Origin of the sequence: Nonomuraea cavernae, assembly GCF_014646355.1 — a bacterium.
GTDB classification, from domain to species: domain Bacteria; phylum Actinomycetota; class Actinomycetes; order Streptosporangiales; family Streptosporangiaceae; genus Nonomuraea; species Nonomuraea cavernae.
Genome location: NZ_BMNH01000001.1, coordinates 511,163 through 523,799, shown reverse-complemented (window position 1 = coordinate 523,799; position 12,637 = coordinate 511,163). Strand labels below are relative to the sequence as shown.

General features: G+C 68.9%; 10 protein-coding genes and 1 tRNA gene. 6 read left to right on the top strand and 5 right to left on the bottom strand.

Going from position 1 to position 12,637, the window contains the following annotated elements; all coding sequences use genetic code 11:
• Nucleotides 1-63 precede the first annotated feature (63 nt).
• Genes IEY82_RS02420 through IEY82_RS02410 form a run of 3 tightly spaced genes read right to left on the bottom strand, consistent with a single transcriptional unit; the run spans nucleotide 64 to nucleotide 2,460 of the window.
• Entirely contained in the window at nucleotides 64-1,323 is a 1,260-nt protein-coding gene (locus IEY82_RS02420; protein WP_225262043.1) for a hypothetical protein, read from the bottom strand.
• A 26-nt stretch (nucleotides 1,324-1,349) separates the two neighbouring features.
• Entirely contained in the window at nucleotides 1,350-1,766 is a 417-nt protein-coding gene (locus IEY82_RS02415; RefSeq protein WP_189122244.1) for a PIN-like domain-containing protein, read from the bottom strand.
• Nucleotides 1,741-2,460 carry a DUF433 domain-containing protein gene (locus IEY82_RS02410; RefSeq protein ID WP_189122243.1) on the bottom strand — a complete coding sequence of 240 codons (720 nt, stop codon included), beginning with the start codon at nucleotides 2,458-2,460 and terminating at the stop codon, nucleotides 1,741-1,743. The genes IEY82_RS02415 and IEY82_RS02410 overlap by 26 nt, the downstream gene beginning before the upstream one ends.
• A gap of 150 nt (nucleotides 2,461-2,610) precedes the next feature.
• On the opposite strand from IEY82_RS02410, the gene IEY82_RS02405 reads away from it, so the two are divergent.
• A complete protein-coding gene (locus tag IEY82_RS02405; protein WP_225262041.1) occupies nucleotides 2,611-3,900 on the top strand; it encodes a recombinase family protein in 1,290 nt (429 codons plus the stop codon).
• A gap of 5 nt (nucleotides 3,901-3,905) precedes the next feature.
• Here IEY82_RS02405 and IEY82_RS02400 read toward each other — a convergent pair.
• A tRNA-Leu gene (locus IEY82_RS02400) sits at nucleotides 3,906-3,991 on the bottom strand.
• Between the two features lie 383 nt (nucleotides 3,992-4,374).
• Between IEY82_RS02400 and IEY82_RS02395 the strand changes: the two genes are divergently transcribed.
• Nucleotides 4,375-4,974: a hypothetical protein gene (locus tag IEY82_RS02395; RefSeq protein ID WP_225262039.1), complete on the top strand. Its 600-nt coding sequence runs from the start codon at nucleotides 4,375-4,377 to the stop codon at nucleotides 4,972-4,974.
• A 200-nt stretch (nucleotides 4,975-5,174) separates the two neighbouring features.
• The gene (locus tag IEY82_RS02390; RefSeq protein ID WP_189122241.1) at nucleotides 5,175-7,130 is read left to right on the top strand and encodes a chaplin family protein; all 1,956 of its coding nucleotides are present in this window, start codon (nucleotides 5,175-5,177) and stop codon (nucleotides 7,128-7,130) included.
• 119 nt (nucleotides 7,131-7,249) lie between these two features.
• On the opposite strand, the gene IEY82_RS02385 is transcribed toward IEY82_RS02390, so the two are convergent.
• Nucleotides 7,250-7,435 carry a DUF5703 family protein gene (locus IEY82_RS02385; protein WP_189122240.1) on the bottom strand — a complete coding sequence of 62 codons (186 nt, stop codon included), beginning with the start codon at nucleotides 7,433-7,435 and terminating at the stop codon, nucleotides 7,250-7,252.
• Nucleotides 7,436-7,626: 191 nt separating this feature from the next.
• Between IEY82_RS02385 and topA the strand changes: the two genes are divergently transcribed.
• The 3 genes from topA to IEY82_RS02370 all read left to right on the top strand — a co-directional run bounded on the left by topA (nucleotide 7,627) and on the right by IEY82_RS02370 (nucleotide 12,431).
• Nucleotides 7,627-10,314 carry a type I DNA topoisomerase gene (gene topA / locus IEY82_RS02380; RefSeq protein ID WP_189122239.1) on the top strand — a complete coding sequence of 896 codons (2,688 nt, stop codon included), beginning with the start codon at nucleotides 7,627-7,629 and terminating at the stop codon, nucleotides 10,312-10,314.
• A gap of 55 nt (nucleotides 10,315-10,369) precedes the next feature.
• The gene (locus IEY82_RS02375; RefSeq protein WP_225262037.1) at nucleotides 10,370-11,767 is read left to right on the top strand and encodes a metallophosphoesterase; all 1,398 of its coding nucleotides are present in this window, start codon (nucleotides 10,370-10,372) and stop codon (nucleotides 11,765-11,767) included.
• A gap of 121 nt (nucleotides 11,768-11,888) precedes the next feature.
• Nucleotides 11,889-12,431 (top strand): helix-turn-helix transcriptional regulator, encoded by a 543-nt coding sequence (locus IEY82_RS02370; protein ID WP_225262035.1) that lies wholly within the window; start codon nucleotides 11,889-11,891, stop codon nucleotides 12,429-12,431.
• Nucleotides 12,432-12,637 lie beyond the last annotated feature (206 nt).

Genomic DNA, 12,637 nt, shown 5'->3' with positions numbered 1-12,637 from the left:
CGTCAGTGAATGTCGAAGACCACGATCGGAGCCTCAACGCGACTCACTGGTGCCTGCACCTGATCACGGGAGGAGGCGGCGTGCGAGTCGTTCGGCGTTGAGGGATCGGATGGCATCATCGACGGCTTGCCGGTCGGTGAGGTCGATGCCGCGGTCGGTGAGAGCGGCGGCGATCTGTTTGGCGGGTCCCCAGGAGGTGCCGTCATCGAACACCTGCCGGAAGGCGGGAAGGTGGGCGTCGACGGCGTCGACCACCGGGGTGATCCAGCGTGCATCGACGCCGCGCCGGCCGAGGGCGTAGGCCACCCACCGGCGCAGCACGTCGGGAAGGGCCGCGCGCTGGTCGGCGTCGAGAACGGCCTTGCGTGGCAGCCAGTCGGTGAGCAGCAGCATGACCTCGGCCGGGCTCCAAGCCAGCGGGCCGGAGATCATGTAGCCCTCGCCGTAGTCCAGGAACAGCTCGGCCAGTGACCTGCTCACGTCGTCGTCCAGATGGTTGGCGGTGGTGAACTCCTGGATCAGGCGGTGGCGTTCGGCTTCGGGCAGGCTGTCTCGTTTGGGCCAGACGGGCAGGTGATCGCGGCAGCGGGACCAGGCCAGCGCCCGATTGTCGACGAAGTCCTCGTCGTCGTTGCGCGGCCAGGTGATATCGGTGGTGCGCAACGCGTCGGCCAGGTCGGCGAGCACCTCAGCCACCGGAGCCTGGTTGATCGGCATGGGCACCTCGTCGGATTCGTGCCGCTGGTCCCACTGCGCGGCGGCACCGGGGTCGAGGATCGCAATCTTGCCGATCATCAGCCCACCGGGCTTGAGGACCTGGGCCATCAACGTGTGGGGGTGCGGGCCGTCGTAATCGACGAGCAGCACCTGTTCGCTGTCCCACACGTCCACCGCTCGCCACGCCGATGTCGCGGTCCATTCCGTGCCCGCGGATGCGGCGGTGTACCAGGGAGGCAGTGGCTGCGTCTCGACCAAGATGTCGATCGTCTCGGCCAGCATGGTGACGTCGGTCGCGGGTGCGACCCGCGCCAGCGCGGCGATCGCCGCCAAGCCATGCGGTGTGGGCATGGTGCATGCCCGGCCGGTCACCTCCGTGCACAACCGATGCTCGGCCTCGCGTTCGCTCAGCTCCGCGGTCACCCATGCTTGACCGAGCCAACTGCTGGCCCAGATCTCGGCCATCAGTGGATCGGCCAGGCCGGTGAGCTGCCGTGCGTCACGTAGCAGCAGGTCAGGTCGGCGTGGTGGCAAGGGCGAACGACGGACCGGCTTGCTGCTGGTGGCCTTGCGACGGCTGCGGCTCTTGGGCATGCTCCAGTTCATCACACCCGGCGACCACGCCGCAGGTGTCAGGCATGTGGGGGATACAGGCGCTCGAGTCGGTCGGTGTGGACGGCGTAGATGAAGGGGCCAGGACTGTTGGAGGCGGCGAAGACGGCCTGCTGGTTGGTGATGAAGCGTTCGGCGTAGGCGGCGGAGGTGAGATCGCCGCGGGTGATGACGAAACAGCGGGCCTGATGCTCGATGACCGCGGCGATCTCTGCTTGCCGGTAGCGGATGCGTTTGTCCTTCATGAGGACGGCCCAGCCGAGCTTGGCGCTGTCTTCGATCCAGCGGGTGTCCTCGATGGTCTCGTCCTGGGGGACGCCGTAGTGTTCGGCCAGGGTGATCAGGTCCCACCCGGCTTCACGTAGCAGTTTGGGTACGGCGACCCGGCCGAGACTGCGATCGACGAAGAACCTACGCGGCTGTTCGGGTGGCGACACGCAGGACATCCTCGATCTCGTCGCGGGTGAGCCCGTACTCCTCCGCCACGACATCGACGGGCTCTCCGGCCCGGAACAGGTCGATCGCGTCCTCTATCTTGGCGCCCCCGCGGGCGAACCGAGGCCGGCCGAAGGCGTGGCGGGCATCTATCGTGACCTCGGCGACGCGGTATTGCGGAAGCGTGATCACTTCGGCGTATCCGTCGTGTGCGAAGTGCACGCGGCGCAGATAGCTCTGCACGATCTCGGTGAAAACTCGTTGGTTGTTGCGGACGACGACCAGTTCGCGGGCCGAATCATCGCCGACGTGCTCGGCGTAGTCGTAGAGGACTTCGGCGCCGTCGGTGAAGAGCCGGCGGCTGGCCAGGGCGTGTTCCAGGCCGAGCTCGCGCTGCAACGCGTCGATTGCCGGCCGGATGCGCTGCAGCGGTACGCCCGCCTGCCGGAATGCGGCCAGGGCGTAGCCCTCGGCCAAGCCGATGAACGGCACGGACGCTTCGTTCGGCCGCTCTGCCCGGATGGCGGTGATGACCGGTTTGGCGCGGATCGCACGGCCGTCGCGCTGACGGCGTTGGTAGCCGAAGGCCCAACTGGTGAAGGTGGAGGCGGGGATCGCGAGGTAGCCGGCAGCTTCGGCGATGCCGTACAACGGCGTGGTGAACCGATCGATGGCCATGCTCACCTCCTGGATCACGTCGTTGAGCCTCTCCATGATGCCTCATGGTGTGGTGCCGTAGGTGGCGCATTCCTGCGTCAACTAGGTATGTCCTCTTTGTTCGACAGCTGGGTCCAGCACAAGGTCATCAGTCCGCGATCTCCTCGTCATCGTTCGAAGGACGGGCCGTTGCGGTTCGCCCTCTACGCGCGGACCTCCACCGCGGAATTCCAGGATCCCGTCTCCTCGTGTGGGTGGCAGCGTGAGGCGGCGCAGATCCTGGTCGCGGGCCAGGGTGTGATCGTGGCCGAGTTCGTGGATATCGGCTATTCGCGGCGGTTGCCGTGGAGCGAGCGGCCGCAGTCCGCCGAACTGCTGGCAGCTCTGACCGATTCGGACCGTGGCTGGGACGCGATCGTGGTCGGCGAGTACGAAAGAGCGTTCTCGGGGGATCAGCTCACACAGCTTCTGCCGCTCTTTCAGTCCTACGGCGTCCAGCTGTGGATGCCGGAGGCGGGTGGGCCGGTAGATCCGGAGAGTCCGATGCATCAGGCGTTGATGCTGTTGCTGGGCGGGCAATCACAGCGTGAGGTGCTGCGGGCCCGCCACCGCGTGCTGGCCGCGATGCGGAACCAGGCTGCCGATCAGGGACGCTTTCTCGGTGGACGGCCGCCGTACGGCTACCGCTTGGTAGACGCGGGCCCGCATCCGAATCGGGCGCACGCCCGCTGGGGGCGCCGTCTGCACCGGCTTGACGCCGACCCGGCCACGGCACCGCACGTACGGTGGATGTTCGCGCAGCGACTGGTGGGTGTCAGCGTGGCGCGGATCGCCCGGATGCTGAACGAACGCGGCGTACCGTGCCCCTCGGACGTGGATCGCGAGCGTAACCCGCACCGGTCTGGACATGTTTGGACGTTACGTACAGTTGCGGCGATCCTCGGCAATCCTCGCTATACCGGCCGCCAGGTCTGGAACCGCCGGAGCGGCAGCGTCAGCGATGCAACACAGCGTGGCTGGAACGCTCCCCAAGAGTGGGCGATCTCGACGAAGCCGAGCCATCCGGCACTGGTCAGCGACGACGACTTCGTCGCCGCGCAGGCGATCCGGGCTGCTCGACCCACCCAAGACGGCAGTCCGCGCGTCTATCTGCTCGCGGGCCTACTGAAGTGCGGGTTCTGCGGGCACCGTCTGGATTCGCACTGGGTGAACGGACGTCCGGGCTATCGGTGCCGCCACGGCTACACCAGCGCCAGACCTCGCACGGCGTCCGGCCCGAAGTTCCTGTACATACGTGAGGATCGGCTGCTGGCAGAGCTATCAGCGCATGTAGGCGGCAGAGGACAGGAGGGGCCAGCAGAGATCGTCTCTGCATTACGAGCCAATGGCCTGGTCATCGTCTGCCACGCGGCGACCCGCGTCGTAACTGAGCTCAATGCAGAAGAGCCCGCCCCTCAGGGCAGGCTCTTCATGGGGTAATCCTGTGTCCGAGGGGGGACTTGAACCCCCATGCCCCGCAAAGGGCACTAGCACCTCAAGCTAGCGCGTCTGCCTATTCCGCCACCCGGACGTGGTGCCTGCACGTGGGACCGTCATCCCGCGTCGGCTCCGTAAGGTTAGCAAACTCTGAGGGGTGCGTCATACCAGAACTTCGCCGGGCCGATCGGGGCGCGGTCCGTACCCGCTGTAAGAAGCGCTGAGTCCCAAGGGAGCGGGTCGCGCCGGCCAGGCCGCTGCCCATCCTGGGCTTCTCTGGGACGTCCCATGGGGCGGACCAGCGGGAGCAGGGCGATTCGCTGCGATTCGGGGTGCCGGTGCATGACCGATTCCTGGATCTCTGCTGAAAACTCCTTGTGGCAACCGTGGGTGCTGCTACGGTTACGGACCGTTGAGGGGTGAGTCCATGGACCGGCCTCACTGTGTGAGGTCGGTTCTGGAGTTCCGGGAGGTCACGTGGCACGCACGCCGATGCGGCAGCTGAGGGCGCAGCCCTCCGCCGTGCGGCGCGCGTCCATGTCCCTCCGGGCGGAGGATGTGATGACCGAGCGGGCCGCCCGGATGGCGCGGTTCGCGGCCGGCGTCCGTCAGGTCATCGCACGAGCGGTCGCGGTCGGCTTCCTGCTGGCCGCTGGTTGGCTGCTCGCCGTCCTGTTCGGGATGACCTTCGCCGCTCCCGCCGCTGCGGACTCCACCGCGGCGCCAGGAGTCGGCGCGCCTCTCACCGTCACCGGGTCCGTCATCGACGGGTTTGCCGCGGTCGACGGCACGGCCACGGCGTTGGACGACGCCGAGGCGATGGCAGGGCTGACGGTCGACGGGCTCACCAGCCAGTCCGATCCCGGCCTGCCTGCACCTTCCACCGCGAGCAAGATGCTGGACACCGACGGTCTGGTGCCCAACGGCGGTGGCAGCGGCCCGTTCGGGCCGGGCCTGGGGGACATCGCGAGGTCTGTTGACGGCCCGCGTCCCGAAGCTGTGCGCGCCCCCCTGGCGCGCGTGCTTCCCCCCGTCGTCCGCACAGCGGCGGACGACCCTTCTTTCTCACCTGACTGATCCTCGCCACAGGTTCCGGCCCTTCATGTGCCGGCGGCGGAGCGCGGCATCGATCCCCTCCGCCAGCGGGAGACACGTCAGTCATCCCTGGTTCGCCGAATCCGAGGTCCCGCTGTGCGCGGCGCCCTGCGACCTCGCACGGCCTCGGCTGTCCGCGAACTGTCAGGCAATCCCCCTAGAACCACACAGGAGCATCCATTATGCGTACGTGGGCCAAGGCTTCCACTCCCGCCGCCCTGCTGGCGGTCGCGGTCATGTCATTCAGCGGCACCGCGCTCGCTGACACGTCCGGCGACAACTCCATCGGCGGCGGCAACCAGGTCAACCTGCCGATCTCGCTGCCGATCGACATCAGCGGCAACGCCGTCGGCGTGGCCGGCGAGTCCAACGCGTCCTCCGAGGGCGGCGCGACGGTGACCAACACCGGCAAGGGCGGCATCCCCAACAAGACCTCCGGTGACCACAGCATCCTCGGCGGCAACCAGGTCAACGCGCCGATCAGCGCTCCGGTCAACGCCTGCGGCAACGCGGTGGCGATCTTCGGCAGCTCCGACGCGGGCTGCAAGGGCGGCGCCTCGGTCACCAACTCCGGCAAGGGCGGCGCGGGAGGCAACCGGACCTCCGGCGACCACAGCATCCTCGGCGGCAACCAGGTCACCGCACCCATCAGCGCTCCGATCAACGCCTGCGGCAACGCGGTGGCGATCTTCGGCGAGGCGACCGCCGGCTGCAAGGGCGGCGCCTCGGTGAAGAACACCGGTGTCGGCGCCGGGGGCAACACCACCTCCGGCCGCAGCTCCGTGCTCGGCGGCAACCAGGTCATCGCGCCGATCAGCGCTCCGATCAACGTCTGCGGCAACTCGGTCGCGGCGTTCGGCGAGGCGTTCTCCGGCTGCAAGGGCGGCTCGTCCGTCACCAACGGCGGCCGCAAGCCCGGCCACGGCTACCACGGTGGCCACGGTCGCCCCGGCTCCCGCGGCAACGACACCGACGGGCGGTTCGGCGCAGGCAGCGGCAACCAGGTCGTCGCCCCGATCAGCCTGCCCATCACCGCCTGCGGCAACTCCGTGGGCAACGCCGAAGCCGGCTGCAAGGGCGGCACGTCCGTCGACAACCGCGGCGGCGGCTCGGGCGCCGGTGGCAACACCACGTCGGGGCGGTCGGGTGTGCTGGCGGGCAACCAGGTGGTCGCGCCGATCACCGCGCCGATCAACGTCTGCGGCAACGCCGTGGCCGCGTTCGGAGAGGCGTTCGCCGGATGCCGGGGCGGCGCTTCCGTGCAGAACGGCGGCCGGGGCGCCGGTGGCAACACGACGTCGGGCCGGTCGGGCGTGCTGGCCGGCAACCAGGTCGTGGCCCCGATCACCGCGCCGATCAACGCCTGCGGCAACGCGGTCGCCGCGCTCGGCCTGGCCGAGGCCCACTGCAAGGGCGGGGCCAGCGTCTCGCCCCAGCAGGGCTCGGGCGCCGGTGGCAACACCACGTCGGGCCGGTCGGGCGTGCTGGCGGGCAACCAGGTGGTCGCGCCGATCACCGCGCCGATCAACGTCTGCGGCAACGCCGTGGCGGTCCTCGGTGACGCCGCCGCCGGATGCCTCGGCGGGGCCCGCGTCGGCCGGCCGGTCGACCACGGGCACGACCGTTTCGACCGCTACACCCAGATGAGCGGCAAGGTCGCCCAGACCAAGGGCGGCATGTCCGCGCTGCCGGTCGTCCCGGCCCTGAGCGGCCTGCAGGACGCGGGCAACGTCACGCAGTCGATGCGCGGTGGCCTGCCGGCCCTGCCGGTCGTCGGTGACGTGTCCCAGTCGTTCGGGCTCCCCGCCCTGCCCGGTCTCCCCGGCCTGCCGGCCCAGCCCGCCACTCCGGGTAAGCCGGCCAAGCGCGCCACGGCCGCCGCGTCCAGCGTCGCGGGCCCGTCCGGGCCGCTGTCCGCGGTCAGCCCGGCGACCTCGCTGGTCTCCTCGACCCCGGTGGGGGGCGCCGTGACGTCGGCCGCGGGGGCTCTGCCCATCGGGCTGATGAGCGCCGCCCAGCCCATCGGCGTCACCGGCATGAACAACGGTTCGCTGTTGGCGCTGGTCCTGGGCGGGATGTTCGCCGCCTCGGCCACGCTGTTCGCGGCGACCCGCCGGTTCCGTCTCGGCCGGAAGTAGGGTCCCCGGCCGGCACCCTGTGAGCTGCCGGCCCACGTGACGCTTTGCCCGTTCCGGGGGGCGCGGCCCCGGGACGGGCAAAGCCATGTCCATACTTGGTGGGCAAAGCATGGCGATGGTCAGAGGGTGCGCCGCACCCGCATGATCTTGCGGCGGAGCCGCACATGACGACTTCCGTCCGGATGCAGCCGCACCCGCGCGAGCTCCCAGTGGCCGTACTCCGCGTGTTCGGTCAGCAGTTGACGTGCGGCTTCACGGGACAGGTCGCGCGGAATGTAGATATCCATGTAGGAGTAGTCGAGCACAGCGATTAGTCTCCAGGGTGAGTCAGGGCGCGATGCCGCTCAGTGAGCCTTATTCTGCGTGCTGGTGGGTGGACCCGGAAGCTAGTGGGTAGCCCCGGGGGAAGGAAAAATCCGCGAGACGGGTTACCTTTCAGATCTGTGCCGGGTCCCGGCAGGGGGAATTGTTAGCGAACAGCGAGGTAGGAAGCAGCGTGCCAGCCAACAACGGCAGCGTCGGCGGAACCCGCCTGGTGATAGTCGAGTCGCCGGCCAAGGCGAAGACGATCGAGGAGTACCTCGGTAGCGGCTACGTCGTCGAATCGAGCATCGGCCACATCCGTGACTTGCCGGAGAAGGCCGACGACATCCCCGAGAAGTACAAGGGGGAGGCGTGGGCACGTCTGGGCGTCAATGTCGATCATGAATTCGAGCCGCTGTATGTCGTCAACCCTGACAAGAGGGCGCAGGTCAGCAAGCTGAAGCAGCTGCTGAAGGATGCGGACGAACTCTACCTGGCCACTGACGAGGACCGCGAGGGCGAGGCCATCGCGTGGCACCTGCGCGAGGTGCTCAAGCCCAAGGTGCCGGTGCACCGCATGGTGTTCCACGAGATCACCCCGCAGGCGATCCGCGACGCGGTCGCCAACCCCCGCGACCTCAACCTGCGCCTCGTCGACGCCCAGGAGACCAGGCGCATCCTCGACCGCCTCTACGGCTACGAGGTCAGCCCGGTCCTGTGGAAGAAGGTCAAGCCCCGCCTGTCCGCCGGCCGGGTCCAGTCGGTGGCGACGCGCCTGGTCGTGGAGCGGGAGCGCGAGCGCCTGGCGTTCACGTCGGCCCACTACTGGGACCTGCAGGCGCTGTTCGACACGGGCAAGGCCGAGGAGCGGCCACGCGACTTCAGCGCGACGCTGACCAACGTCGACGGCAGGCGTGTGGCGCAGGGCCGCGACTTCGCCAGCACCGGGCAGCTCAAGACCAATGACGTCCTGCACCTGTCTGAGGCCGCCGCCGGTGAGCTGGCCGGCCGGCTTCAGGGCTCGTCGTTCGCGGTCAAGTCCGTCGAGCGCAAGCCGTACACCCGCAAGCCCTACGCCCCGTTCCGGACGACCACCCTGCAGCAGGAGGCCAGCCGCAAGCTGGGCTTCTCCGCCAAGTACACGATGCAGGTCGCGCAGCGCCTCTACGAGGAAGGCTTCATCACCTACATGCGCACCGACAGCATCACGCTGTCGGAGACCGCGATCGCGGCCGCGCGCTCCCAGGCGATCAAGCTGTACGGCCGGGCGTACGTTCCGGACAAGCCGCGCGTCTACAGCAGCAAGGTGAAGAGCGCGCAGGAGGCGCACGAGGCGATCCGGCCGTCCGGCGAGGAGTTCCGCACGCCGGGTGAGACCAGGCTGAGCGGCGACAGGTTCCGGCTGTACGAGCTGATCTGGCAGCGCACCGTGTCGTCCCAGATGAAGGACGCGGTCGGCGAGTCGGTCACGGTCAAGGTGGGTGGCCGGTCCTCCTCGGGCGAGGAGGTCGAGTTCAGCGCCTCGGGCCGGACGATCACGTTCTACGGCTTCCTGAAGGCCTATGTCGAAGGCGCCGACGACCCGTCGACCGACCGCGACGACTCCGAGAAGCGGCTGCCCAACCTGGCCGAGGGCGACGCGCTCAGCGTCACGCGGCTCGACGTGGCCGGCCACTCGACCAAGCCGCCGGCCCGCTACACCGAGGCGTCGCTGGTCAAGGAGCTGGAGGATCGCGAGATCGGGCGTCCCTCGACGTACGCCTCGATCATCGGCACGATCCTCGACCGGGGTTACGTGTTCAAGAAGGGCACCGCGCTGGTGCCGTCCTTCCTGGCGTTCGCCGTGGTCAACCTGCTGGAGCGGCATTTCGGCAACCTGGTCGACTACGACTTCACCGCCGAGATGGAGAAGGTGCTCGACGACATCGCCAACGACCGGGCCGAGCGGGTGCCCGAGCTGCAGCGCTTCTACTACGGCGAAGACGGCGACGAGGGCCTGAAGGAGATGGTCACCGACCTCGGTGACATCGACGCCAAGGAGATCAGTTCCTTCCCGATCAGGGGCACCGACATCGTCATCCGGGTCGGGCGCTACGGCCCCTACCTCGACCGCGACGGCACCCGGGTCAACGTGCCCGAGGACATGACGCCCGACGAGCTGACCGCTGAGAAGGCGGAGGAGCTGTTCTCGCGGCCGACGGGCGACCGTGAGCTGGGCAAGGACCCGGTGACCGGCAACACGATCGTGGCCAAGGACGGGCGGTTCGGGCCGTACGTCACGGAGATCCTTCCCGTGCAGGAGGAGGAGACCCCGAAGAAGCGGACCAAGAAGGCCGACGTGGCCAAGCCGCGTACGAGCTCGCTGTTCAAGACCATGTCGCTCGACACGGTGACGCTCGACGACGCGCTCAAGCTGCTGGAGATCCCGAGGGTCGTGGGCGAGCTCGACGGCGAGCAGGTCGTCGCGCACAACGGTAAGTTCGGGCCCTACCTGAAGAAGGGCACCGACTCCCGGTCGCTGGCGTCGGAGGAAGACCTGTTCACGGTCACGCTCGATCAGGCCAAGGAGCTGTTCGCGCAGCCCAAGCAGCGGGGCAGGGGCCGGGCCGCGGCCGCCGCGCCGCTGCGCGAGCTGGGCGACGACCCCAACTCCAAGAAGCCCGTCGTGGTGAAGGAAGGCCGATTCGGCCCCTACGTCACCGACGGCGAGACCAACGCCTCGCTCCGCAAGGGCGATTCGGTCGAAGAGATCACCATCGAGCGGGCGGCCGAGCTGCTGGCCGAGCGACGTGACCGGGCGCCCGCGCCCAAGAAGGCGGCGGCTCGGAAGGCTCCGGCGAAGAAGGCGCCCGCCAAGAAGAAGCCCGCGGCCAAGTCCTGAGAGCCCTCTCAGGCGTGAGCGCCCGCCGGTGTGGCTCTGCTCGTAGCATGACGACGTGATTGTCGGCTTCGTAGGCATGGTCATCACGGTGGTCATCGCCGTGCACGTATACCTGTGGCATCGGCTGGTGCGCTCCACCACCCGGCGCGGGAGGGCGCGCAGGGCGTTGACCTGGGGGCTCGTGGGTTTGGGGGCGCTGGTGCCCGTGACGTTCGCGGGCACGCGCTCCGAGTGGGGGCACTGGCTGGCCTGGCCGGGCTACCTCTGGCTGGCGATCATGTTCTACCTGCTGGTCTACCTCGTCGTGCTGGAGATCCCGCGGGCTGTGGCGTGGCTGTTCATTCGCCGGTCCCCGCGTGCGAAGGCGTCCGAGCCGCCGGTCGCGGTCCCTGTCGCGGCACGTTCGACTGTCCCGGGTCCGCCTGTGGTGTCCGGTTCCGCTGGGGAGGGCGCACGCGACGGCTCTCCGGTGGCGTCGGACGGTCAGGACGCTCCCCTCGGAGGGGCGTCGGACGGTCAGGACGCTCCCCTCGGAGGGGCGTCGGACGGTCAGGACGCTCCCCTCGGAGGGGCGTCGGACGGTCAGGGCGTCCCTGCCGGAGGAGGGCCGGTCGGTGAGGCGATGAGCAGGCGGTTGTTCCTCGGCCGGACCACCGCCGCCATCGCGGGCGTCAGCGCGCTCGGCACGGTCGGCTACGGCATCCGCACCGCGCTCGGCGATCCGGTGATCGAGCCGGTCAAGGTCATGCTGCCCAACCTCGACCCCAGACTCGGCGGTCTGCGGTTCGCCGTGGTCAGCGACATTCACCTGGGTCCGTTGACGGGCAGGGCGCACGCCGAACGCATCGTCCGGATGATCAATTCTCTGCGGCCCGACGTGGTGACGATCGTCGGCGACCTGATCGACGGAACGGTGGCCGAGCTGGGAGCTCTGGCCAGGCCGTTCGCCGACCTGGAGGCGAGTCACGGGTCCTATTTCGTCACCGGCAATCACGAGTACTACACGGCCAACGGTCCGACGGAGTGGATCGACGAGCTCCAGTCGCTTGGGGTGCGGTCACTCCGCAACGAACGCGTGGAGATCCGTCACCAGGGCGGAGTGCTCGACCTGGCCGGGATCAACGACGTCACGGGCGCGACCATGGACGACGGGCCCGACTTCGACCGGGCGCTCGGCGGTCGCGACACCACGCGGTCCACGGTCCTGTTGGCGCACCAGCCGATCCAGGTCGAGGAGGCCGCCCGGCACAAGGTCGATCTGCAACTGTCGGGTCACACACACGGCGGGCAGATGGTGCCGTTCAATCTGGTGGTGCCGTTGCAGCAGCCGGCCGTGTCCGGGTTGTCCACGGTCGACGGGGTGCAGGTCTATGTCACGCGTGGTGCCGGGTTCTGGGGACCGCCGGTCCGGGTGGGCGCGCCGCCGGAGATCACGCTGGTCGAGCTGCGGTGACATCCCGTGCGCGACCTCACGCGCGGTGACAGGTTGGTCGATTACGTTACGTGATCTGCCCGTCACGCCGGCCCTGCTGCGGGTGCTAGTATCCAACTGGATACGCTCTCCGGAGGTGGTGATGATGATGATCTCTTCGTCGGTCCCCGATGTCACGTTCTGGGCGGAGCGAGGCGGGCTGCTGCTGAAGCAGGCCCGTCATGCGGCGAGCATGAAGCAGTCGGCGCTGGCCAGTGTCAGTGGCACGTCGAGGACGACGCTGTCGGCCTACGAGCACGGCAGAAAGTCGCCCACCCTGGAGACGGCGGGGCGCATCCTCGACGCGGCCGGGTTCCGGCTGGTGCTGGAGCCGAAGATCGAGTTCACCGCCGGCATCGCCGACGGCCGCCGGTTCTTCGTGCCCAGCAGGCTCCCGCGGTTAGCGGCGGCCCAGGCGCTGGGCGCCGTCTGGCTGCACGGCACCGCCTACGACCTGGCCGACCGTGACCAGCGTCGCGAGGCCTACACGGTGCTGCTCAGGGAAGGTGACCCGGAGCAGTTGCTCGACCATGTCGACGGGGTGTTGCTCGTCGAGCTCTGGGACGATCTGGTCCTGCCCGCCGCCGTCCGATCGGGCTGGCTGCCGCTGGTCGAGGAGGCCCGCGGAGTCCGCACTTGTGGGTAGGGAGCATCAAGGAGGCCCGCGGAGTCCGCGCTCATGTGCGAAAGAGCGTCGGGCAGGCTCGCGGAGCCCGTGCGACGAGTGTGGAGAGCTACGAGCGGGACGGGAGGTTTCATCCATGGTCTTTTCGGGGGCCTATTCAGGGTGGGTCACCTGCGCGACCGCCTGCCGACGTAATACCCTCAGCGGCGAACGGCCGGGGCATTTCC